Consider the following 24399-nt stretch of genomic DNA (forward strand, 5'->3'; position numbering starts at 1 on the left):
TTTTTAAATTGTAAAGTGAATAAGTATGGAATCATATTCTTCTATTCCCAAGGAGTCAGTTACAGTTACATTTATTTTAAACACATCTCCATCATTAAGTCCTCCGCCAGCTTTTATAACAATATCTTTTTGAAAAAGGTTTTGTATGAACTTATCTGTTTTCCAACTAATCTTTTGTGTCTCATTTCCGCCTTCATCTAAAAATACTACAGGGTCATCCGTCAGAATTTCTAACATTTTTATAGGAAAACCGCTTCCTCCATGATTGTAAAAAAATTTACAAGAATTGTTTCCTTCCGAAATTTGATTTGAACTAATTGAAGTTGTAAGCATAATTTTTTTTTAATTTGTTCTGAAAATTGAGTTTCCTATACCGTTAAGTAATGACTGTACTCTAACATCAATGGAAAATGAAACAAAAGGTGAGGCTTTCGCTGTAAGATTATTTCTATCTAAAAGAGGGTTTTTGGGTTCGGTATAGTAAAAATAAAAACCACTATTTATTTTTAACCATGTCCACAAACGAAAACCTGTGCCAAGGATTAATGCTTTGTCACTTAACAAAACCCCACGCCTAACACTATCTTTTGCAACTGATTCTAAAGACATACCAATTAAAAGTGAAAATCTAGATCTTAAAAAATTCCCAAAGCCTTTATATTGCCTTAAAGGGGTAGAATCATTTAGTGGTGAAGGCGAAATATGAATGCCTAGGTAAGGCATCCATCGTCCAATTCCCCATACATAGCTATAGCCTGCTGTAGATGTTATAAATTGATTAGCCTGTTTTACGAATTCCTTTGGATAAGTAGTAGCTAGCGCATTTTCAAGCACAACATTATCGACAATTATTTTTTCAATAATAGTGTTGATAGCGTTGGACTTTTCAGTAATTACAACATTTATTAAACTATCCCAATTTTCAGCATCAAGTTCTTTAATTCCTGCAAAATTAGAAGATATAAATATCGTATTATCAACACTATCAATGTATTTTTTTATTGGCTTGAATTCATTTTGAAATTTAACAACCAAATTCGAATCCTTATTTAAATTAAACCAATTCTGAGCTAGTAAATCATTTTTTATTTTCAATATATATGAATTTATCATTGAAGAATCATTTACAAACTTTTTAGATTTTTTAAATACAGTGTCTTTATTAAACCTTTGCTGATAGGTGTTTATATAGCCACTAATTATGCTCAATGTTTTGAACATTTCCCCAAATGCGCTTTTTAATTTAATATTTACGCTATCTATATTTGCTACTGCGTATTTCTTATTAGTTGCTTTAATTATAACTGATACATTCTTGACAAATGATGCTGCAATAACTTTGTTGCTTATATCAAGATTTGTATTCCTCTCATTGATATTTTTTTTTGCAAAATCATTTATCATAGACTCTGTCTTAGTATCTTGTTCTATCTTGGCAATCAATTCTTTTTTTGCTGCATCATTAAGTTGCTGTTGGTCTAAAATCTTCACTTCAATAAAATAGCCTACGCTAGGTTTTAATGTAATAAAAGATTTTGTATAAGCATCGGTAGACGAAAAGTCAATTCCATAAAAAATTGTATCAAGTGCAATAATAGGATTTTTAGAAAAATTTAAAACATCATTATTCGTTATTATTCTAAGAGTTTTAGATGCACTATGAACATTTTTATAACCAACATCATTAAGTATTCCATGATAATTTGTAATATCTACTTGATAAATGTTTACAATTATTTGCTTGACCTTTTGTGAATCAATATTTAAAAAATGGATTCTAAACGGTAAGTCATAAGGCAAAATCCCCTTTATAGTATCTGGATTTTTAAAATCGTATTGTATATCCTGTCCATAACTATTGACAGCAAAAAAACACACCAATAGAATAATAATTAATTCATATTTTCTCATAAATAAATTTTAAATAGCCTACTCTCTCCCGTTTTCGGCTACCCGGTTGCCTGAAATACAGGCTTTTTTGTATAGTTAACGGCGTAGCATTACGTTAGCTGTACTTGCGTACAACTGTACCGTTGTATTTTAAAATTCATAGCTCCGCAAAGGCAATCAAGTTGCACTCATCCCCAAAAAAGTCCATTTATTGCCTAAAATCTGCTAATGGTTCTTTCTTTCTTGTGCAATTGGAACATAACGCTGCTGCACATTTTTCAAAAGGGACACTTAGGCTTTCAATATTTCCCCTTAAATTTTAGATAGGGGCGTATTATTGGCTAACAGCAAAGCCACTTTTATCAGTCAGCATCTTTATAATCTTAATATAGGACAATATGCCCAGCATATTTACACATCATAGCAATTGGAAACAGTAGTAAACAGCTAAATTGGATAAGGGCAATAAAGATTTTAATCTCTCTAGGAAGTGGCTTTGCTTTTGGTATAGCAATAACGGCTATGCAAAATATAAAATTCAGGGTTCAACTGATAGGTTTTATCTGATTTGTTTCATAAGCTAATTTTATGTGTTTAAGATGGATTTGATATAGGTTTTTTATTTCGATATAAAGGAAAGGATATTTTTTTAATAAAAAAAATTATTTTGTTAAAATGTAGAAATATTTCAACATTTTTCTTGATTTCACCTTGTTTTCTGTCGCTTTTGCCATTTGTCAAGGCAAAAACGTTTACCAAAAGCTAAAACCGCTTTTCATCAAGTTGCTATTTTCTACTTTTATGGCAAAATAAATATTCATGAAATTTTCTTGTCTTTGTGCTTTGGTTATTATAGGGTTTGTTTCCTTTTCATTTAGCAATGCTGCTGTAGCTCAAACTATGCAGGGCTGCGACAGCACGCCACAACTGAACAAGCAGGTAATTGCTTTTGTGAACTCGAAAATGGGCAAGCAGGTAGGCCGCGGCGAGTGCTGGGACCTTGCTGCCGAGCCGCTGAACCTACTGGGGGCCAACTGGAACAAGCAACTGGTATATGGCAGGCAAGTAGATTATGAAAAAGAATGCGTGTACCCTGGCGACATGATGCAGTTTGAGGGCGTTACCATTAAATATACAACACCAGACAGGGTAAAGCATATAGAAAAGATGGAGCACCATACCGCCATTGTATATGAGGTAAAGGGAAAAGGCTACTTTATCATTGCGCACCAGAATACGGGCATGTGGGGCAGGAAAGTAGGCACCAGCGAGCTTGATTTGCAGAACATAACCAAAGGCAGGTTCACCATTTTCCGCCCTTATAAATAATAGCCACTAAGACTCAAAGAAGCACAAAGGAATTAATAAAAGAAAAGGACTGCATTTTTTTATTGCTATAGTCATATAGTCTTTTTTGTTATAAGTCGAAAACCTTCCTTTAGCATCTTTGTGCTGCTTAGTGCTTTCGTGACTTTGTGGCAAAATAAATGTCCTTATCTTTTGTGCATCTTTGCGCTTTTGTGCCTTCGTGGCTATCTATCTTCCAATGGTGAAAAAGAAGTAGTTTTAGCCCTCTGAAATTGTGATTATGCGGTTGTTTATTGTTGCTATTGCTTGTTTTATCGTTTCTATTGTTGCTGCCCAAAACAAAATGCCTTATTTGTTGGTAGGCACTTATACCAATGGCAAAAGCGAGGGTATATATGTTTATCAATTTAATACCGAAACAGGTATGGCCACGCTGGTAAGCAAAGCCAAAACAGACAATCCCTCCTACTTAGCCATCAGCAACAATGGGCAATTTGTTTATGTCGTAAAAGAAGGCGGGGGAGATAATGGCAGCGGGGCTTCGGCTTATGCCTTCGACAAGCATAGGGGCCAGTTGCAATTTTTAAACAAGCAATCTACCCATAGCGACGGGCCTTGTTACGTAACCGTTGATAGCCAAAACAAATGGGCTTTCACCGCCAACTACAAGGGAGGCAGCCTTTCTGCTTTCCCTATAAAGCCAGATGGTAGTTTAGATACACTAAGGCAATTGATACAGCATACAGGCAACAGCATTGTAAAAAGCCGCCAGAAAGAATCGCATGTGCATACCGTAGTGTTGTCTCCAGACGAAAAGTATTTGTTTACGAACGACTTAGGCACAGACAAAATAACCCAATACCCTTTTAATCCTCAAACTACAAGTGTGCCTCTTTCTATAGAAAACAGTATTGAAACACAAAGCACGCCAGGCAATGGCCCACGCCATATTGCTTTTGCGCCAAGCAAAAAATATATGTTTGTAATAAATGAACTAAGCGGCACAGTAGATGTTTTTGGCTTTAAGCACAACCACTTGAAACTGAAGCAAACGATTAGCACAGACAGTACCAACAACCTTGACAAAGGCAGTGCCGATATTCATTTATCTGCCGATGGGAAGTTTTTATATGCCACCAACAGGGGCAGCTACAATACCATTGCCACTTATGCAGTAAACACATTAACTGGCATATTGAAGCTGTTACAAGTGCAGCCAACAGGCGGCATCATGCCACGTAACTTTACCATTGACCCCACAGGTAAATTTTTATTGATTGGCCATCAAAAATCTGATAATATTATTATTTTCAAAAGGGATACTGCTACAGGTTTGTTGAAGCCAACAGGCATGAGCATTGAAGTAGGAAGCCCTGTATGTTTGAAAATGGTGGGTAATGAGGAGTAGAAATGGCTACTAAATACAATTCTGGACAATTAGGTACGAAGATTTAAAAGAGTAAAATAAGTTACATTTCTTTCTTCTTTTTTTCTTTGTGCTACTTCGAGTTTTCGTGCCTTAGTGGCTAAAAAAACTATTTCGCCCCACTGTTATCCACCGCCACTACCGGCGTAGCCCCTAGTTTTTTAATAATCTGCATCACCTTGATAGCAGTACCCAAATGAGAAGTGCTGTCGCCATTAATAACGACAGAAGGCTTGTCCGTTTCCTTGGCAAGGTATTCTTTCAATGCCCCGGGCAGGCTATCTATCGATACTGGCGTTTGCCCTATGTAAATCTGCTGGTTCTTGTCCACGGTTATCACCACCGTTTGCTTTGCCTTTGTGTCGCTTTTTCCCTTGGGGTTAGATACCTTTATTACATTAGGATTAGCCAATGTGGAAACGATAAGAAAAAACAGCAGCAGTATGAACAAAATATCGTTCAATGCGCCTGTATGCACTTCGGGGTGGTTTCTTAATTTTTTGCGTATATTCATACTAAAGTCGTAAGTGGTAAGTTGTAAGTAATAAGTTTTAAGCAATTATTTGTTCTTGCTTTTAATTCAAAACTTAAAATTTAAAACTTAAAATAATTCTATCGTGTGGGTTCTTGTAAGATGTCAATAAAATCTGCGCTTGCCGCTTCCATTTTATTAGCCGTCTTGTCTATTTGCGAGCTTAAAAAATTATGCCCTACGTATGCAATCAAGCCAATAATTAAACCTGTGGCACTGGTAACCATTTTAGTATAAATACCTCCAGCAATAGTACCCAAAGTATATTCACCAGTAGAAGCAATGCCATAAAATAATTGTACCATGCCCACAATCGTACCTAAAAAGCCAAACATAGGGGCAATTCCAGCAATTAATGACAAGATAGATAAGTTGCGCTCCATCTTATACATTTCCAGCTTGCCCACATTCTCCATGCTTTTTTCTATGGCATCTATGCTTTTACCTATGCGCTGAATGCCCTTGTCAATCATCTTGGCAACAGGGTTGTGGGTATTTTTAGCTAGGTTTCTTGCGGCAGAAATATTACCAGTTACAATATTGTCCCTTATTATATTCATAAAGCCCGCATCTATTTTAGATGCTTTTCTTATGGCAATCAATCTTTCAAAGAAAACAAAAATGGTTGCAACCAACAAAAAATAAAGCGGATACATTATAAAGCCGCCCTTTTGTAGCATATTCCAAAGGGAAATTTTTTCAACAACCGGGATGGCATTCGCCACAGCTTTGCTGGTAGAATCGGCAATGGCATTGGTAACTTGCAAAAAATAGAACATGAACAATGTTTTTATTAATATTGGCTAAAATAGTTTGTTTACAAAACCTAAACACCTACTGTGCATAAAATTGTAAAACGCTTAACTATTAATTATGAATTATGAGTTATGAGCTATGAGTTATACACAATTAGTTGTAAGTCATAAGTGGTAAGTCATAATTTGTAAGTACACGTTCAAGTCTACTTTTCCAAACTTATCACTTACGACTTATTTCTTCATCATCCCCAAAATCTGCTTCATGGTCTTGTCCATGCCTTCCGGGCTGCCATCAAGGAAAATCATATTGCCATTGCCATACTCGGCAAAGTTTTTAATGGCTTCTGTCCACATGCTGAATAAAATCACGTTGGTATCCAAATTGGCTTCTTTCATTTTTTCTGCCGCTTGGCTCATCCCCTTTGCCACTTCCTCCCGGAACAATGCCACGCCCTGCCCACGCAACTTTGCTGCTTCTTTCTCTGCTTCTGCCGATATTTTTATGGCATTACCCTCTGCTTCTGCAGCTTTTGTTTTTGTAATCAACAATGCCTGCCCTTCGTTTTCTGCAGCGGCTTTTAGGTTGTTGCTTGCCACAACCTTGCTCATGCTTTCCATCACGGCTTGGTCGAATGTAATATCGTTTATCTGCAAATCTTGCAAGTGGTAGCCCCACTCTTCCAAGGAATGGTCTATCTGGTCTTTTACATAATCCACTATTTCTCGGCGGGCTGTCAATATTTCAGCTTGTTTTTTGGTGGCCACAAAAGCCCTGATTGATCCTTCTACGGTGCGTATCAACGCTTGCATCAAATCTTTGTCGCTGATAAATTTAAAGGCAACTTTTTTTACCGTTTCTTCATCGGCATTTTGCACGGAATACAACAACATACTCTTGAAATAAACATTTGCTTGGTCAATGGTTACTGCCTGAAATTCCAGTTCCACGCTGCGGTTTTGTATGCTGATGCGTTTATAAACCTGCTCAATCAACGGTATTTTAAACCGTAAGCCGGGTAGTAGGATACGCTTGTACTTGCCAAATAGGGTTATCACCACTATTGTGCCTTGGTTTACCGTTATCAAGCCGCTAAAAATGATAAATACTACAACAAATAGCCAAATAAAATTAAATGCTGTACTCATAGTTATTAATTTTTCAGGAAAGATAGTTGAATTAGGAATTAGGAATTAAGAATTAGGAATGATTAACCCAAAAATCCTGATTTTTAATTCCCAAGCACTAATTTCTTACCTCCAATTCTTAATTCCTAATTCCTAATTCCTAATTTTATTGCCTATCAATTTCTATTCCATTGATTTTTAAACTATATAAACCTATATTTTTGCGGGCATTCTTAAAATTGATACTTTAAACAATAAAATATGCGTTCAATAGCGTTCAGGGAGGCACTGCGTGAAGCCATGTCGGAGGAAATGAGAAGGGATGAAAAAGTGTTTGTGATGGGTGAAGAAGTGGCCGAGTACAACGGTGCTTACAAAGTAACGCAGGGCATGCTGGCTGAGTTTGGCGACAAACGCGTAATTGACACGCCTATTGCAGAGCTTGGTTTTACAGCCATTGCTGTGGGTGCTGCACAAAATGGGCTTAGGCCAATTGTAGAGTTCATGACATGGAACTTTGCCGTGTTGCCTTTGGATCAAATATTGAATACTGCTTCTAAAATGTTGGCCATGAGTGGTGGGCAAATTGGTTGCCCTATCGTTTTCCGTGGGCCAAATGGTAGTGCTGGCCAGTTGGGTGCGCAACACTCTACTGCTTTTGATAGCTTGTATGCAAACATTCCGGGTATTAAAGTTGTGTCCCCATCTAATGGATACGATGCAAAAGGCTTGTTGAAACAAGCCATCCGCTATGAGGAAGACCCTGTTATATTTTTTGAAAGTGAAGTAATGTATGGCGACAAAAGCGAAGTACCTGAGGAAGAATATTATATTCCAATCGGCAAGGCTGATATAAAAAGGCCGGGCAGGGACGTAACTATTGTTTCTTACAACAAAATGATGAAAGTAGCCCTTGGTGCTGCTGCTGAATTGGAAAAAGAAGGCATCAGTGCAGAAGTGATAGACTTGCGCACGATCCGCCCGCTGGATTGGCATACGATACTTGAAAGCGTAAAGAAGACAAACCGCTTGGTAATTGTGGAAGAACAATGGCCTTTTGCCTCTGTAAGTTCTGAAATTACTTACCGCATACAGAAAGAAGGGTTCGACTACCTAGATGCTCCTATACGCCGTATTTGTAGTGCTGATGCACCAATGCACTATGCACCAAACCTTGCAGCACTGGCTATACCAGATGTGCCAAGAACGGTAAAACTGGTGAAAGAAGTTATGTACATGAAAAAGTAAATGGGAATTAGCCACAAAGGCACAAAAGCTCTAAGTTGCACAAAGGAATTAAGTAGAGAAAAGGGTTGTATAAGTATCTTTTTAAGATACATAAAAAAATCCCCCGGAAATGTTGCATTTTCCAGGGGATTTTTTATTTATACAACAAAGCCTAATGTTTTTCAAACTTATTCATTTTTATCCCATTCCCTGTTTTTACTACAAGCAAATAATGGCCTGCAGCCCAATTGCCCGTGGCTATGCTTTCGCTCGCTTTAAATGCTTGGTTCTCAAATACCATTTTGCCTTCCATATTATAAATTTTTACGTCAGAAGCAATATCTTCTGGTATTGACAAATGTATATTTCCATGAGCAGGGTTGGGGTAAACATTGTATGAATATACCTTGCTGGCTGGCTGCAGCGAAACAATATTGCTATAAAATGCTTCGCCGTTTTTATCCTGCTGCTCTATTCGGTAATATGTTGTGCCATTAACAGGTGTTGGGTCGCTAAACTGGTAAGCACTCCTGCTTTTATCCGCCTCAACAAAACCTATATTTTCAAAATATTGCTGGTTGCCACTACGTTGAACAATAAATTTGCTGGTATTGGCTGTGTTTTCAGCTTGCCATTTTACCAATGGCAAATTTTTCTGTAGGCCAACAGATAAACCGTGGATACTAAGCGGCACTATAGTACCTATCTTATTATAGGTTGCTTGCCAATTTATATCATCCGTCGTTTGAAAAGTGGCTATAGGTTCGTGGATGCCATTTACATAATAGGCATAAATTTTTTGTGTCCCAATCTCGTAATTAGTACCCATAATATTAGTTGAAAAATGTACTTGTGCCTTTACTCGCAGCACATCCGTATAAGTTGCCCCAGGAAGGGTCATTGTGCCATAAGCATCTGCTGTCAAGGTATCTATTATCACTACGGGAACGTTATAAGTCGGGTCTATGTAATAAGTTGATGACACAAATACTTTCTGATAACTCATCGGATACGACAAATGAGCAATTGCAGGGGTATAGCGGGTACTAGTGGCGGTACTGTCATTGTAATAGCCTAAAACATTATAAACTGTATCATTATTATTAAAATAATTATATTGTCTTGCTGCCGAATCGTAAGATGCAATGGTTGCATCTGGAAAGCTGTCTATGCCTGGTGTGTCGCTCGAAGGTGCTATGTACAAAAAAGTATTAAAAGCAACACTGTCTATCATATTACTAAAATCCCATGTTTGGTTTTCACCACTTGTTAATGCATCTTTCGCAATGCTAGACGATAAAACCCATTGCTGCGTATATTTATCACCAGTTACAGGATTTACGCCCGCAGCAGTTAGTATTGGCTGCCCGTTTGCATATAAAAGCCCTGTTATTATAAAAAACAAGAGAAAAGTTGCAACTTTCTTCACAATATTCACAATTTTGATATATATTTTCAAATATATTGAAAATATGAAAAAATAAAAATATAATCGGCAAGGGCATTTTTATAGTTCACGAAAGTTATAATCTTGGAAAGTAAAACTGCAACAAACACACCAGAAACCTAAGTTGCACTAAGTACATAACTACTGGTATGCCACTTGATGGTTCAATGTAATTAGCAGATGCTGTAACTACTTTTTGGTAACTCATTGCATACGACAAATATGGGATTGAGGGGGCATAACGGGTGTTAACCTACTTGCTATTGTCGTAACTTCCTAAAAGATTGTAAGCAGCATTATCATTTTTATAAAAAGTGTACTACAGTGCCACCGCATCGTAGGAAGCAATTGAAGGCATCGGCAGCTGTCTGTCTATGCCTTTTTATAATACCCCTTTAGTGCTTGGCAAGGCATTGCTTAAAGGATCCCTTTTAACAGCCATTTTTATGGCTTTGGCAAAAGCTTTAAAGATAGCTTCTATTTTATGGTGCTCATTATCGCCCCGGCAATAGATATTCAAGTTGCATTTTGCCGCATCGCTGAACGATTTAAAGAAATGGAAAAACATTTCTGTAGGCATTTCCCCTATTTTTTCGCGCTTGAACTCGGCATCCCAAACCAGCCAGTTTCGGCCGCCAAAGTCTATCAATACTTTTGCTTCCGCCTCGTCCATGGGCAGGGCAAATCCATAGCGTTCCATGCCCCGCTTGTCTGCCAAGGCTTTGCCAAAAGCCTCACCAAGGGCAAGGCCCGTGTCTTCTATAGTGTGGTGTTCGTCTATATGCAGGTCGCCCTTGGTTTCTATGTTTAAATCCATTTTGCCATGGCGGGCTATTTGGTCTAGCATGTGGTCGAAAAAGCCTAGCCCGGTATGTATATGGGCTTTGCCGCTTCCGTCAAGGTTTAACTCCACTTTTATTTTTGTTTCGTTGGTGTTGCGCTCGTGCTTTACATGCCTAAGCCCTAGTTTTAAAAATGTATAAATCTCGTTCCAATCGCTGGTTTCCAAGGCTATTGTTGGCCGCAGGGTTGCTTCCTGCACCGCAGTTAACTGCAGGGTTTGCAAAGGCGAAGTAAGGTAAATGGCTTTCGCCCCAAGGTTTTTAGCCAGTTGAATATCGCTCCACCTGTCGCCAATAACAAATGAATTTGCCAAATCGAAATCAGGATTATCCACCAAGTGCTTTACCATGCCCGTGCCGGGCTTGCGGGTTGGCTTGCCCTCGCTTGCAAAGCTATCGTCCACATGCACTTCGTCAAACACAAAGCCTTCCCCTTCCAGCGTGCGCAGCATCAGGTTTTGGTAAGGGTGGAATGTTTCAGCAGGGTAACTAGTGGTGCCTAGCCCATCTTGGTTGGTAACCATCACTTTGTAATAATCTAGCTCGGCCGCTATTTTACTCAATGCCCCAATAGCGCCTTTTACAAAACTTGTTTTTTCTATGCTGTCTACCTGAAAATCTGTTGGCGGCTCCTGCAGGATAACGCCGTCACGGTCTATAAAAAGGATTCGCTTCATGCTAAGCAGTGCTGTTATTTGCGGCAAATATAACTTTTTGGCTTAACCGACAACATGAATGCAGTGGTTTAAACCCAAACCGTATGCTAAACTATAATTTTGAAGCATTTTTTTTGAAGCACTTTATTTTGCTTCAAAAAAAATGCTTCAGATTTTATGAGTTGTAGTGTCTGAAACGGGATTTATAGGATTTAATAGATTAAATTGATTTTATCGGAGCGAAGAACAGATTCCATCTTGCTTAGCAATCTAGGCAAGCTGGAGTTAATTCAACTAGTCCTACTAATCACAGGGATGTTGGTTTAGACAATTATGTTTTCTGCTTCCTTTCATTTTTCTAACGCTCAAGTTTTGAAATTGCAAGAAGTGGTTAAATGGTATAAAATATTTTGGGGGTAGGGGTGGTGAAGGGGAGGGAGGGAAATTGTTTTACTGAATGAAATTGCCAATACTTATTTGTATTTATATTTAGCAACTCTTTTGAAAACAACCACTTAGTAAAAACAAGTTTATGAGCTTTGAAATAAGTAAAGATTATCCTGCCATACTTAACAACCTCAAAGAAACAATCAGGCAGGCTCGAATGCAGGCTACTATTGCTGTAAACAATATCCTCCTTATAGTATATTGGCAGATTGGCAATACAATCACGAATCAGGAAAAAGCCGAAGGATGGGGAACAAAAACTGTTGAAAAATTAGCGATTGATTTAAAAGCCGAGTTTCCTGACATGAACGGCTTATCTCCCCGCAACTTACGGTACATGCGAGATTTCGCCTTGGCTTACCCTCAGTTTTCAATTTTGCAACGGAGCGTTGCAAAATTGAAAGAAGCTGATAATCAACCATTTATAATTTTGCAACGCTCCGTTGCAAAATTACCTTGGGGGCATAATTGTACATTGCTTGATAGGGTTAAATTGCCAGAGGAAAGGCTGTTTTATGTACAAAAAACATTACAAAACGGATGGACAAGGGATATGATGATTAACCAGATTGAATCAAATCTGTACAAAAGGCTGGGTTCACTTAGCAATAACTTTAAAACAGCTTTACCAGCTTACGATTCTGAACTGGCAATACAGTTGTTTAAAGACTCTTACCATTTAGATTTTTTTATGCTGAGTGAGGAAGCAAAAGAAAAAGATTTGGAAAGTGCACTTATGACACATATTACAAAGCTATTGTTAGAGTTAGGTGATGGATTTGCCTTGATGGGCAGGCAAAAAAAATTTGAAGTAAGTGGTAAAGAATTTTTTATAGACTTATTGTTTTACCATACAAAGCTTAGGCGTCACATTCTCATTGAATTAAAAATTGGTGAATTTGAGCCTGAATTCGTCAGTAAAATGAACCTGTATTTAGGCTTGGCAGATGACCAGTTAAAAAGTGAATATGACCAGCCTGCTATTGGTTTAATACTCTGCAAAACCAATAATAAAATAATAGCAGAATATGCATTAAGAGATACAAGCAAACCTATAGGCATAGCTGAATACAAAATTGCACAAATGTTGCCCGATGATATTAAAGGCGAATTACCCAGCATAGAAGATATAGAAGAACGTATGGACAAAGAACTAAAAGAACAGGAAACCCCAATAAATGCCAGATTAAAAGCTATCAAACAAAAACTAAAAAATATTCAGACAGAGGAAATACAAATACCAGTTAATTATGCCATTCTGCATAATTTGTTTTTTAACGAAGTCAAGTCACTGTATAAAGTGATTATAAAAAAGTTAACCGAGTTTAATGAGGATTTTTTATCCCATTCAATAAACTGGCAATGCTCCAACAAAAATTTTAATACCTACGAACAGCTAGATGAATTCTGGGCTGTTGAAAAAAATATTATTGGACTTAGAGATTTCATATTTAGTTACAGTTTTGACGGGTTTAAAAAAGCAGGTACAGAACATTTTAACGAGTGGGTTCAACTAAAATTAACAATCGATACCTACTATTATGGTTTTGTATTAATTAACCACAATAATCAACAACCATTTTTAAAAAAACTATATCATCAGACATTAACAGAGTCTGATAAACAACAAATCATTAACTCCATAATGACACAGTTAATGGATAGCATTGAATGGAAGATTGAAAAAATTACTAACTCAAAGGAAGCCTTATAATAGTTTTCCTGCCCTTGTTGGTCTTCGCTCCATTCTTCGCCGTTGTTGTGTCTCCGACCAACAACGAACCGATGGCAGATTACTTGCTTATACCGGGCGTCTTTTGGACAATAAAGCAATTGCTTCTAATCTATAAAAAACTTATCTTTGTACTATAAATGCACCTGATACAATGCATTTACAAAGCTAATGTCCCGGCATCAGTTTCGTAGTTCTTTTTTTACTAATATTAAGATAGTTGCAGTCCTCAAATTTGGTCTTGTATTTATGGCTGTAAAATATGCAAAAATTACGCACAAAATGAGCACGAATTACGCATAAAATGAGCATAAATTACTCAAAAAATAAGCACAAAATACGCACAAAACACGCAGAAAATTTTGTCGATATTGTTGATAATCAATGGTTTAAATGAGCGAAAGCAATTTTTGAAAAACGACAAAAGAGGAAAAAAAACACAAAATTGGCAAAACTGAAACTATTTTAATAAAAAATACTACGATATTGATATGATTTAAAATTTACAAATCTTCCTTTCTTGCCCTCTCCCTTTTGAGAACTTTTCTCAGCCTTAAAGGAGGGGTGAGGTTGCACTAGGTTGATTTTTTAATAAAAAAAGATAAGCTTTTAAGCATCCTTGCTAAACTTGCATAAAATATAGATAACAGCGCAGCATGGATCAGCAATTGAAAAAAGAAGGCTTTGCGGGGCAGAAATTGCATGTAATACCATCGGCAACATTAAAAAAAGCTATGGGGCATCCTTTGTGCAAAAACTTGTACATCACAGACATAGGCTATTACCCCAATGCAAAGTTCCATAACAGGGAAAGGGTGGCGGGCTGCCAGCAACACATATTAATTTACTGTGCCAAAGGCAAGGGTTGGTGCCAGGTAAACGATACCCTTTATGAAATAGCTGCCCATCAAATGGTAATTTTGCCGCAGCAAGCCCCTCACAAATATGGTGCTGATACTGAAAATCCATGGACTATATATTGGGTGCATTTTGACGGTCCTTATGCGGCCTCGATGATAAGCCATTTGCTAAAAGTTAGCAGCTTCAGGGCTGTGGACGTGCCTTTTAATGAAGCAAGAGATACCTTATTCGAAAAAATATATGCCCTGCTGGAAATGGCCGACAATATGGACAATATGGTGGATGCGCTTTTGGCTTTCCCTTATTATTTAACCAGTTTTGGCAATTCGGGTGCAAATCAGCGTTTGGAATTGCCTGATAATGACCCAATTGGCAAATCAATTGTTTTTATGAAAGCTCATTTAGCAGGGGCAATAACGTTGCAAGCCTTGGCCAATCAGGCGTGCCTGTCCGTATCGCATTATTGCACACTATTTCAAGAAAAAACACATAATTCCCCAGTACGTTATTTTGTTTTCTTAAAAATGCAATATGCCTGCCAGCTGTTAGAAAACACTAGCTTGTCGGTAAAGCAGATTGGGGTGGCTTTAGGCTTTGACGACCAGTTCCATTTTTCCAGGGTATTTACCAAAATGATAGGGGTGTCACCAAGGGGCTTTAGGAAACGTTGAGCCTTTAAATTTCAATAAATATATTATCAAGCAAGAAATACATAGGTGTATAATTGATACAAATGTTTTTTATAGATACATTCGTGGCAACAACTGAAAAGAGGTTGCTTGCTCATGCTTTTTTGCCCTTTGTAAATAGGTTGCGAGTCGTTGCTTTATTTTAACTTAAAAAAGATATTTATGCAATTATTATTTTTTTGCCCACGTTGGGGTCAGGAACACACCAGTTGGGATTCCTTTTTGCTAAACGTAAAAAACGCAGGTTATGACGGGATAGAAGCTAGTTTGCCTTTTGATGAGGCAGAAAAAAAAGAAATACTGGATGGGCTGGAAAAACATGGCCTTAAGCTAATAGCTCAGCATTGGGAAACAGTTGCAAAAGACTTTGGAACCCATTGCAAAGAATACGAGCAGCGATTGCTAAACCTTGCATCTGCAAAACCATTGCTCATCAACACGCAAACAGGCAAGGACTATTACACGTTTGAACAAAATGAAAAACTTATAGCCATAGCAAGGGGAGTTGCGGCAGCAACAGGCATAAAAGTAGTGCATGAAACACACCGTGGCAAGTTTAGTTTTGCAGCGCATATTGCGCAGCAATATTTTGAGAAAATTGACGATTTGCGCATAACCCTCGATATATCGCATTGGTGCAACACAGCGGAAACTTTTTTACATGACCAGGAAGAGGCCGTGGACTTAGCTATTTTAAGGGCAGACCATATCCATAGCCGCGTGGGCTATACAGAAGGGCCGCAAATTACGGACCCAAGGGCACCTGAATGGAAATATGCCTTGGATTTTCATTTGCAATGCTGGGACAAAATAGTTGATACAAAGCAAAAAGAAAATGCGCCTTTGCTTACCATTACGCCAGAGTTTGGGGCACCGCCCTATTTGCCATTGCTACCCTATACCCAGCAGCCCGTAGTAAGCCAGTGGGATGTAAATGTATTTATGATGAATTTGCTTAGGGCTAGGTATCAATAAAGTATTATTAGGAAAGTGTATGGGGTAAGGGTTAACTGAAAAATAAAAAAACTTTAGTGGACACTTCTTTTTACCTAGATAAATTTCAAAAGGCTGCCAGCCAACTTGACAAAAGCCTTCTTGCACAAAAGCAAATAGAAGTCGCTGTTGTGAAGTATAGGAAGGATCCTGTTGTTTTGAAATTATATAAGAGGGCATGGTCAAACCAGTTGCAAGATCCATTGACTGCTGAAACAAGGATTTTCTTTTCTGTTTGGGTAAGTGTTTCAGCCAGCGAAGAGCAAAAACTATTCTACAATATACATGCCTTGAAACTAAGGCAGCTGAAAGGGTATTGTATACAAAGCAGGAAATTTGCAAGCATTTTTAGAAGCAGCTTTAAAGAATTTGAGCATCAATGGAAAAATGTAAGCGTAAACTTTGGGCCATTAACACTAATGGAGGGCTGGCTAAAAACCGACTTGGAAAATTTGCAAGCAGATATTATAGGGCTTGCGAATAACTTTTTAGAAATAGCACATTTGGTTGACGACACGCTCGGCCACTTTAAGTAAGCTATGGCTTGCCTTGGGTTATGGGTTGTGGCAAAACTGAAATCTAAAACTTATATTTGCATGCTTAACAAAGGAAGTTTTTAATGATAATTTTACCCATTGTAGAACAGGGAATAAGTGTGGCTAAAGACTTTTTATGAATTTATAAATAAGCTATGGAAGAGGATACAAGATGGAAACAAAGGTTTGAAAATTTTAGTAATGCTTTTTCACATTTTGAGTATGCGGTAGTACAGTTGAAAACTCCAAATGACCTGGAAAAAGAAGGCACTATCCAGCGGTTTGAATTTACACATGAATTATCTTGGAAAGTAATGAAAGACTTTTTAGAAGATAAAGGCATAAAAGGAATAATAGGATCCAGGAATGCAGTGCGGCACGCTTTTCAAAATGGGTTAATTACAGATGGGCAGGTTTGGATGGATATGATAGAAAGCAGGAACAAGACAGTACATACTTATGTGGGAGAAATATTGACCCAAGAATACACGCTGATAACCAGATTGTATTATCCATTATTAGCTGCATTTTACCAAAAAATGAAAACTTACTTATGAAATTTGGATTGACAGAAACAACAATAGATAAAATAAACTCGGTGTTTTTAAAATACCCCGAAATAGAAGAAGTTGTAATATACGGCTCAAGGGCAAAGGGCAATTACAGGGAAGGGAGCGATATAGACATAACTATAAAAGGAGAAAAAGTAACCGATAGAACCCGCTCAAATGTTTCCTTAGATATAGACGACCTCAACACGCCGTATTTATTCGATATTTCGGTGTTTCATTTATTAAATGCAGAAAGCCTAACCAATCATATTAACCGCTTAGGGCAAATGCTTTACAAAAAAGGAAACTGATGGCCTTTTTATCCTATTGAAATGTTCTCGCCTGCGTTCCTTGTATTAAAACTCAAGTTTCTACTCAGGTATAATTTCACCACATAGCCACATAGCCACATAGCCACATAGGCACATAGATTTTCAGGTATAAAAAAGCCTCAAGCATAGAAAAAAAGTCTAACATAGGTTTTAAAATTAGGATATTTACGAAAAAATAAACCATTTTGAATAGCCTATCTGTGCTCTTTATGCTAATAAAACAATTACAGCTTGCAAGTTTCTTATCTATGTGGCTATGTGCCTATGTGGTGAGTAGTAACAAACTCAACACTAAAAGCTATATTTGCCTGCTTAACACAGGAAGTTTTTAATTATGATTTTACCCATTGTAGCCTATGGCACCCCGGTTTTGCGCAAAGTGGCCGTTGATATTACCCCTGATTACCCCGATTTAAAAAAATTGATAGACGATATGTGGGAAACCATGTACAGCAGCAATGGCGTAGGATTGGCAGCACCACAGATAAACCGTGACATCCGGTTGTTTGTAATGGACAGCAAGCAGATTTTTGAAAACCAAGAGGATGAAGACAAGGGCAAATATAACGACGAACCCGGCTACAGGAAAGTATTTATTAATGCAAAAATAATAGAATCGAAAGGGGAGGAGTGGGCTTACAACGAAGGCTGCCTGTCTATACCCAAGATAAGGGAAGACGTATTACGGCCAGAAACAATAGTGGTAGAATACTTAGACCAAGCATTTGTACAACATACAGACACTTTTACTGGCCTTACTTCCAGGATTATACAACACGAGTACGACCACCTTGAAGGCAAGTTATTTATCGATTACCTAAAGCCATTGCGCAAGAAACTGCTGCAAAGCAAGCTGACCGATATTGCCAAAGGCAAAGTAAAAGTGGATTATAAAATGAGTTTCCCGAAGAAATAATGTTACCATAAGGTGTTTTTTAGCCACAAAGTCACAAAAACACGAAGAAACACTAAGAAAAGAAGGTTAAAAGATTATTGATAACAAAATTTTCCTTCTTTTTTCTTTTTTTTCCTTAAAACTTTGTGCCGCTTTGTGTCTTCGTGCCTTTGTGGCAGATTAATCTAACTTGAACCTGAGTAGTAATTAAATAATGAAATATTGCCTTTTTTTTATTTATATTATAGGTTTTATAGCTGCTCACGGGCAGGATACGACCATTATCATCGACAATAAAAAATGGACATTGCCAGAAGTGGTAGTCAGGAACAACTTTGACTATAAAAAAGTATTACAGCAAATAAAAGACGACACTAGTTTCTACAAGGCGTTCAAGAATTTGCGCACACTCAATTACAGTTCTTTCAACGATATAAAAATGCTGGACAAAAAGGGGGGCATACAAGCAACCCTATATAGCAAAACACAACAGGTTCGTGCCAACGGTTGCCGCACCATGAATGTGTTACAGGAACAGGTTACGGGGGATATGTACACCGACTCCCACGACTATAACTACCTTACCGCTAAGCTATACGCATCCCTTTTTTTTACCAAAGGAAAGATATGTGGCGAAACAAATATTATAGCAGGCACAAACATTTCCGCAGAAGACAAAACTGGGATAGACAAGCACAAGGAACAGCTAAAAACCCTTTTCTTCAACCCGGGCAAAAAAATACCGGGCATCCCATTCGTAGGCAACAAGCTTGATTTGTATGACGACCGTGCGCACAAGCTATATGATTACAGATTAGATATACAGGATTATCATGGCACTACCTGCTATGTGTTTTCCATCACCCCAAAAGAAACACTTGGCCCTAAAGTAGATGATATTGTGGTGGACAATATGGTTACTTGGTTTGACCAGCGGACGTTGGAAGTGCTTGCCAGGAACTATTCGCTCAGCTACAAAGCAGGTGTTTATGATTTTGACGTGAGCATGGAAGTAGAAATGACCCATTTTAATGGCTTGTTAGTACCCAGAGTGCTTCGCTACAAGGGGAACTGGGGTGTTATTTTTAAAAAGCGGGAGAGAGGCTTGTTTACAGCTACGCTATTTGATTTTGGGAAGGAATAACTAAAGAAAATTTTCTATACTTTTATTTATAGGGAAAGTAACCAATATGGTTACTTTCCCTATTTTTGTAAAACAATACAGACTTACTTGAATGAATATTTACAACCGCAGTTCATTAATAGGCTTTTATAAAAAGCACCCAGATTGTAAGGAAACATTGGAAAAGTGGTATCACGATGTATTATCAAAAAATTGGAAGAAGCCAAACGATGTAACAAATGATTTTAATACTGCACGAACTGTGAAAAATCAACGTGCAGTATTTAAAATAAATGAAAATGATTATAGGCTAATTGTTGAAATAAATTACCCTAAAGGTTGGGTTTTTATTAAATTTATCGGTACTCATGCTATGTACGACAAAGTAGATGCAACAACTGTTTGCTTATTTTAATAAAACAATAAAAAATTAATTTATATGCAACTTAAAATAATTAAGACAAAAAAGGATTATAACTCAGCAATGCAAAGATTTGAAACTATTTTCCAAGCATCTGCTGGCACACCCGAAAGTGATGAAGCAGATGTGCTAGCATTGCTAATTAAAACTTATGAGGATAATCATTTTGTGATAGAAGCACCAACTCCACTTGCTGCTATTAAGTATAGGATGGAGCAGCAAGGGCTGTCTAACAATGAACTTGCGGGAATATTGGGATACAAAAGCCGTGTTACAGATATTTTCAATAAAACTAGGAAACTCAATATCAATATGATAAGGAAACTTCATGATAATTTGCATATTTCTTATGACACCTTGATTAAAGAGTATTGAACTTTATTAATGTTGGACTAAAAGATGGGTTGTAAAATAGGTTTTTATTGAAATGAATTAATCAAATTGCATTTCAATAAAATAAAAATTATGGACTTAAACGTTTTTAAGAAAAAAATTTTACAAGAAGCAGAAAATCCAAGTGGAAAGCAAGATATAATTTCATTGTTGTCCGACAAAAATACACTAGTCCCGTTTTTAAGTCGATTCTATATTGAAGTTACCCCATTTATCAAGTACAAACACATAGCAGGGGCTACCCCGATTCAAACAGGGATGTTTGAGGGTGTTTTTTGGGGTGTTTTTTCCTATATCCTTCCAGTAACTGCTTGATTCCAATATAGTTGAACAGGTGCAATTTGATGATGGTGACGAAAACGCTGAACGCCATCTTTGTATTGTGGTTCCTGTGTACAACAGATAGCAGTAGCAATGCGATGAGCGATACCCATATTTGTACTTCAATGGCATTCTGGTTGTCGCCCACAAAATATTGAAGTGGGAAGTTTTGTTTCAGTTTTTTAAAGAACAATTCAATTTTCCACCTGTATTTATACAGCAATGCAATGGTTTGTGCATCCAGTTCATAGTTGTTGGTGATGAATTCGTAGGCTTTCTGTTGTTTTTCATTCCACCATGCTACCCTCCTAAGCCTTATTGTTTGTTTGTCCCCGTTTTCGTCGGTATACGTTTGCGTGATGATGGTTTCCTTCAGTATGTTGTCCGGCGTGGTGTCATCGTGGAGGCACTCCAACGTGGTATCGTAAGCCGCATTTTCCATTTGCCTGGTAATAAAGAAAACGCCTGCATGGGTAAAGGCTGCATACTGCTTGTAATTGTTGTAGCCCTTGTCAAAAACAAGGTAAGACCCTTTAGGCAGCTGCAATGACTTGTAAATGTGCTGGTCATGGTCGGCAGCGGCGGAAAAATCAATGAAACAGGGCATCAGGGAGCTGCCATGCAGCACCGTGTTCTTTTTGATGCCCCCTTTCTTTCGCCCATTGTCCGAATGCCTGCCTGTGGTCTTGAGGATGGCCTTGAACAGGCCAAAAACCGTGGAATCCATCAGGAACAGGCGTTCCATCACTGCCTTGGGCAAACTGCTGTCCGACAAACGCGCCTTGTACAATTGGTATAGCTCCTCGTAGATGGCCTTGAAGACGCACGAGGGGCGGTTCTTGTTGCCATCGCTCAATGTGCTGCGGGGCGGCACGTAATCTATCCCCAAGTGGTTCAGCTTCCCTTGTGCGATGCCAAGCCCAGCTTCAATCTCACGTAATGAGGTGCTGCTTGTTACAACACAATAAAGCATGGCTATGAAATGTTCGTAGGTCTTTAGCCGCTTATAGTAATGGTTCCCATTTGCACGCTTGATCACAGGGGACAAAATTGACTTGTTGCACAAAGAAACTAGCTGCGAAAAAATATGCTGTCCGAAATAATTGTTACTTTGATTCATTGTTTTGAAGTGTGGTAACTGCAAAACAAACGAAAGGGTAGGTTAATTCCTACTCTTTCTATTTTTTGTCGGACAACAATGATATAATTTATCATTTGATTGAGAATTATTGTGCTGGAAAGGTAATCCTTCCGAATTATGAATTAAATTGCCCATTTATAGGAAGATGCAGACCGAATGAATATTCTTCAAAAAAATCGGAAGTTTTCAGTAAAGTGTGTGAAATATCATATAAAAAAGTTGAAATAAAACAGGGAAGATGCAATTATGACGATCAACAAGTTTTTTACGGGGCTTTAAACTGTCTTTCTTCAAATGCTACTACAATATCTACTATAGTTGCGGAAACTTGTATGGATTTTATAATAAACGAAACAGAGAATTTAAAATATTTAACAGTTAGCAGGTGGATAGTTGCAAGACCTTTAAATATAGTGATACTTCCATTTTCTAAAGCAAGCTTTACTCAAAATGAAACTTTTAGATTTGCAAAAGAATCTTTTGAGAATGATTTAAATAGTATTGGGATGAGGGACGATTTTATAGATTCCTATACTGAATTTTTGGAATTTATGAGCGATATTTTTTGTAAAATTGAAAATAAAAAGCTGTATTATAGAATTTCTTCAGCTTTTTATAATTTTATAATGGATGCGGCTAAAGAGGATATGATAGACTTTGATGGCTTGGTTTATCCAAGTGCAAATACTGATGCAGCAGGAGCAAATATTTGTTTAAAGAAAGAATTAGTTAAAAATGAAATTCTTTATTGTGAGCGTGTTCAAATGGTAAAGGGTACTAGAAGTAATCAAAATAAGAAACAATTAAATTTTTATCCAGCTTCAAATGAAGCATTTGTAAAAGCAGATAAAACATTTGAATTTAAAATTTGGTAAAAGCTAAATAGATAGCTAAACCTCGACTGATGCTATCGCCGGAAAAGTTTAATCATTCGGCTAAACGTTTGGACAGAAAAAAGTCTTTTTTGCCTTTTTTCTTTGTGCTTCTTTTTTCTCTTCATGCCTTGGAGGGAATAAAACTACCCTCGCTTTTTCTTTTGCCCTTCCACAAAAGCCTCAAATTGCGTTAAGCTAAAGCTGCTTAAATTTTGTGAGGCAGCAAGCCCTGCTTTCTGGGCGGCTAATACACCATACCTACAATCATTATAGCCATCGGTGCTGTGCGCATCGGGGTTGATGGAGATAAGTACATTTTTATCCAAGGCAGCTTTTATCCAGCGCCAGTCTATATCCAAGCGGCGGGGGTGTGCGTTTAGCTCTATCACCACATTGTTGGCGGCACAGGCATCTATTATCTTGGCATGGTTTACAGGGTAGCCGTTCCGGCTAAGTAGCAGCCTGCCCGTCATGTGGCCTAAAATAGAGGTGTATGGGTTTTCGATGGCGTTTAGTAAGCGCAGCATGGCTTTGTCCTCCTGCATTTTCAGGTTGGAGTGGATGGAGGCAATCACCACGTCAAACCTTGCCAATATTTCGGGTTCATAATCAAGGCTGCCATCGTTTAGTATATCGCTCTCAATGCTTTTGAATATTTTAAAAGGGGCAAACTGCGTGTTCAATTCTTCAATCTGTTCTTGCTGTGCCAGCACCCTTTCCACGCTTAGGCCTTGGGCATAAAAAGCTGTTTTGGAGTGGTCGCTAATTACTAGGTATTCATAGCCTTTGGTAATAGCGGCTTTCGCCATTTCATCCAGCGTATTTGCCCCATCGCTCCATTTGCTATGGCTATGGATAATGCCTTTTATGTCTTTGGTTTGTATGAGTGATGGGAGGGGGGCTTGCTTTGCCTCCTTAATTATTTCCGCTGTTTCCCGCAAGCAAGGAGGTATGTAATTGATGTTTTGCGCAGCAAAAATAGCTTCCTCGTTTGGGTAGCCAGCATTTGCATCCCAATCAAATTGCTGTTGCCATGCTTCAAAAAATGCCTCGATGCAACTAGTGGCAAACAATTGGCTATAAATACCAGTAGTAGTGACAGTATAAAAGCCGAGTGTTATATTTTCAGGACCTTTAAAGGAAGCATAATTGCCATTGTCTGCCATTTGCTCATATCCATTTTTTGTAAAAAAAGACGTGATGGTGTTTTTATCGGTAGTAGTTACCCAGTCCAGCGTGTCTATTACTTCCATCTGCCGCTTGAAAGCCCCTGTACTATAAAATTGCGGGTTCTTGAAAAATGCTTTCAATTTGGCTTCCACATTAATGGCAAAGTTTTCAATCTGCTGGTACAAATAGCTGCCTTGCGAGCCCAAATAAAAATTAATAGATTCCTTGATGCTTTGCTGGGTTTTCTCGCCAAAGCCTTTGTACAGCATCAGGCGGTTTTCTTCGCAGGCATACAGCAATTCGCCAATGGTTTCTATGCCTAGTTCTTTCCAGATAGTGGCAATTTTCTTGGGGCCAATGCCTTTTATGCTAAGCATTTCCAAAATACCGGGCGGGGTGTTGGCAATGTATTCGCCCAATAGGGTTAGTTTACCTGTTTCTATTTGCTCTATTATTTTTTGGCCAATGGCACTCCCAATGCCTTTGATGGCAAATATTTTATCCTCGGGCATATTCACTAGTTCCGCAGGTAGTTTTTCTATGGTATAGGCCGCCATGGCATACGACTTGGTCTTGAAGCTATTCTCCCCATGTATATCCATCAGTTTGCCCAACAAAGAAAAATTATCTGCAATGGCCTCGTTTGTCATAATTTGAAATGTTGTTTGAAGCCACCAAAGATAATGAGCAAGCGATAGTAATAATAAA

At 37.9% G+C, this 24399-nt stretch carries 23 protein-coding genes; 14 read left to right on the plus strand and 9 right to left on the minus strand.

Translation table 11 applies throughout. From position 1 onward, the window contains the following. Positions 1–3: 3 nt before the first annotated feature. Both ACHFIY_RS03485 and ACHFIY_RS03490 read right to left on the minus strand, forming a co-directional pair. Positions 4–333 carry a hypothetical protein gene (locus ACHFIY_RS03485; protein WP_410844670.1) on the minus strand — a complete coding sequence of 110 codons (330 nt, stop codon included), beginning with the start codon at positions 331–333 and terminating at the stop codon, positions 4–6. 9 nt (positions 334–342) lie between these two features. After that, complete coding sequence (locus tag ACHFIY_RS03490) at positions 343–1911, minus strand: hypothetical protein (protein ID WP_410844671.1); 1569 nt, start codon at positions 1909–1911, stop codon at positions 343–345. Positions 1912–2709: 798 nt separating this feature from the next. Here ACHFIY_RS03490 and ACHFIY_RS03495 point away from each other — a divergent pair. Both ACHFIY_RS03495 and ACHFIY_RS03500 read left to right on the plus strand, forming a co-directional pair. After that, entirely contained in the window at positions 2710–3219 is a 510-nt protein-coding gene (locus ACHFIY_RS03495; RefSeq protein WP_410844672.1) for a hypothetical protein, read from the plus strand. A 259-nt stretch (positions 3220–3478) separates the two neighbouring features. Next, positions 3479–4606 (plus strand): lactonase family protein, encoded by a 1128-nt coding sequence (locus ACHFIY_RS03500; protein ID WP_410844673.1) that lies wholly within the window; start codon positions 3479–3481, stop codon positions 4604–4606. 127 nt (positions 4607–4733) lie between these two features. Here the strand turns inward: ACHFIY_RS03500 and ACHFIY_RS03505 are convergent, their stop codons facing one another. From ACHFIY_RS03505 to ACHFIY_RS03515, 3 genes are all read right to left on the minus strand, one after another. Continuing rightward, a complete protein-coding gene (locus tag ACHFIY_RS03505; protein WP_410844674.1) occupies positions 4734–5138 on the minus strand; it encodes an ExbD/TolR family protein in 405 nt (134 codons plus the stop codon). 98 nt (positions 5139–5236) lie between these two features. Next, positions 5237–5935, minus strand: a complete 699-nt coding sequence (locus ACHFIY_RS03510; RefSeq protein ID WP_410844675.1) for a MotA/TolQ/ExbB proton channel family protein — start codon at positions 5933–5935, stop codon at positions 5237–5239. Between the two features lie 210 nt (positions 5936–6145). After that, complete coding sequence (locus ACHFIY_RS03515) at positions 6146–7060, minus strand: SPFH domain-containing protein (protein WP_410844676.1); 915 nt, start codon at positions 7058–7060, stop codon at positions 6146–6148. Positions 7061–7300: 240 nt separating this feature from the next. Here ACHFIY_RS03515 and ACHFIY_RS03520 point away from each other — a divergent pair, with 240 nt between their 5' ends. Continuing rightward, a complete protein-coding gene (locus ACHFIY_RS03520; protein WP_410844677.1) occupies positions 7301–8287 on the plus strand; it encodes a pyruvate dehydrogenase complex E1 component subunit beta in 987 nt (328 codons plus the stop codon). Positions 8288–8438: 151 nt separating this feature from the next. On the opposite strand, the gene ACHFIY_RS03525 is transcribed toward ACHFIY_RS03520, so the two are convergent. Both ACHFIY_RS03525 and hisB read right to left on the minus strand, forming a co-directional pair. Next, positions 8439–9695, minus strand: coding sequence for a T9SS type A sorting domain-containing protein (locus ACHFIY_RS03525; protein ID WP_410844678.1), 1257 nt, complete (start codon positions 9693–9695; stop codon positions 8439–8441). Between the two features lie 400 nt (positions 9696–10095). Continuing rightward, positions 10096–11232, minus strand: a complete 1137-nt coding sequence (gene hisB, locus ACHFIY_RS03530) for a bifunctional histidinol-phosphatase/imidazoleglycerol-phosphate dehydratase HisB (RefSeq protein ID WP_410844679.1) — start codon at positions 11230–11232, stop codon at positions 10096–10098. A gap of 511 nt (positions 11233–11743) precedes the next feature. Between hisB and ACHFIY_RS03535 the strand changes: the two genes are divergently transcribed. The 10 genes from ACHFIY_RS03535 (at position 11744) to ACHFIY_RS03580 (ending at position 20166) form a co-directional block, all read left to right on the plus strand. Beyond that, positions 11744–13372, plus strand: coding sequence for a PDDEXK nuclease domain-containing protein (locus ACHFIY_RS03535; protein ID WP_410844680.1), 1629 nt, complete (start codon positions 11744–11746; stop codon positions 13370–13372). Between the two features lie 674 nt (positions 13373–14046). Continuing rightward, complete coding sequence (locus tag ACHFIY_RS03540; protein ID WP_410844681.1) at positions 14047–14922, plus strand: AraC family transcriptional regulator; 876 nt, start codon at positions 14047–14049, stop codon at positions 14920–14922. Between the two features lie 180 nt (positions 14923–15102). Next, complete coding sequence (locus tag ACHFIY_RS03545; protein ID WP_410844682.1) at positions 15103–15915, plus strand: sugar phosphate isomerase/epimerase family protein; 813 nt, start codon at positions 15103–15105, stop codon at positions 15913–15915. Between the two features lie 56 nt (positions 15916–15971). Next, positions 15972–16469 carry a hypothetical protein gene (locus ACHFIY_RS03550; RefSeq protein ID WP_410844683.1) on the plus strand — a complete coding sequence of 166 codons (498 nt, stop codon included), beginning with the start codon at positions 15972–15974 and terminating at the stop codon, positions 16467–16469. Between the two features lie 155 nt (positions 16470–16624). Next, positions 16625–17026 carry a nucleotidyltransferase substrate binding protein gene (locus ACHFIY_RS03555; protein WP_410844684.1) on the plus strand — a complete coding sequence of 134 codons (402 nt, stop codon included), beginning with the start codon at positions 16625–16627 and terminating at the stop codon, positions 17024–17026. Next, positions 17023–17331 (plus strand): nucleotidyltransferase domain-containing protein, encoded by a 309-nt coding sequence (locus tag ACHFIY_RS03560; RefSeq protein ID WP_410844685.1) that lies wholly within the window; start codon positions 17023–17025, stop codon positions 17329–17331. The genes ACHFIY_RS03555 and ACHFIY_RS03560 overlap by 4 nt, the downstream gene beginning before the upstream one ends. A 355-nt stretch (positions 17332–17686) precedes the next feature. Further along, a complete protein-coding gene (gene def, locus ACHFIY_RS03565) occupies positions 17687–18268 on the plus strand; it encodes a peptide deformylase (protein ID WP_410844686.1) in 582 nt (193 codons plus the stop codon). 193 nt (positions 18269–18461) lie between these two features. Beyond that, complete coding sequence (locus ACHFIY_RS03570) at positions 18462–19391, plus strand: hypothetical protein (protein WP_410844687.1); 930 nt, start codon at positions 18462–18464, stop codon at positions 19389–19391. Between the two features lie 91 nt (positions 19392–19482). Continuing rightward, positions 19483–19785: a type II toxin-antitoxin system HigB family toxin gene (locus ACHFIY_RS03575; RefSeq protein WP_410844688.1), complete on the plus strand. Its 303-nt coding sequence runs from the start codon at positions 19483–19485 to the stop codon at positions 19783–19785. Positions 19786–19854: 69 nt separating this feature from the next. After that, complete coding sequence (locus ACHFIY_RS03580) at positions 19855–20166, plus strand: helix-turn-helix domain-containing protein (protein WP_410844689.1); 312 nt, start codon at positions 19855–19857, stop codon at positions 20164–20166. A gap of 256 nt (positions 20167–20422) precedes the next feature. On the opposite strand, the gene ACHFIY_RS03585 is transcribed toward ACHFIY_RS03580, so the two are convergent. Then, complete coding sequence (locus ACHFIY_RS03585) at positions 20423–21625, minus strand: IS4 family transposase (RefSeq protein WP_410844690.1); 1203 nt, start codon at positions 21623–21625, stop codon at positions 20423–20425. 95 nt (positions 21626–21720) lie between these two features. Here ACHFIY_RS03585 and ACHFIY_RS03590 point away from each other — a divergent pair, with 95 nt between their 5' ends. Beyond that, positions 21721–22521 carry a hypothetical protein gene (locus tag ACHFIY_RS03590; RefSeq protein ID WP_410844691.1) on the plus strand — a complete coding sequence of 267 codons (801 nt, stop codon included), beginning with the start codon at positions 21721–21723 and terminating at the stop codon, positions 22519–22521. A 143-nt stretch (positions 22522–22664) separates the two neighbouring features. Here the strand turns inward: ACHFIY_RS03590 and ACHFIY_RS03595 are convergent, their stop codons facing one another. Then, positions 22665–24341 (minus strand): DNA polymerase/3'-5' exonuclease PolX, encoded by a 1677-nt coding sequence (locus tag ACHFIY_RS03595; RefSeq protein WP_410844692.1) that lies wholly within the window; start codon positions 24339–24341, stop codon positions 22665–22667. Positions 24342–24399 lie beyond the last annotated feature (58 nt).

It is taken from the genome of Parasediminibacterium schistidii (assembly GCF_046546515.1).
Lineage (GTDB): Bacteria > Bacteroidota > Bacteroidia > Chitinophagales > Chitinophagaceae > Parasediminibacterium.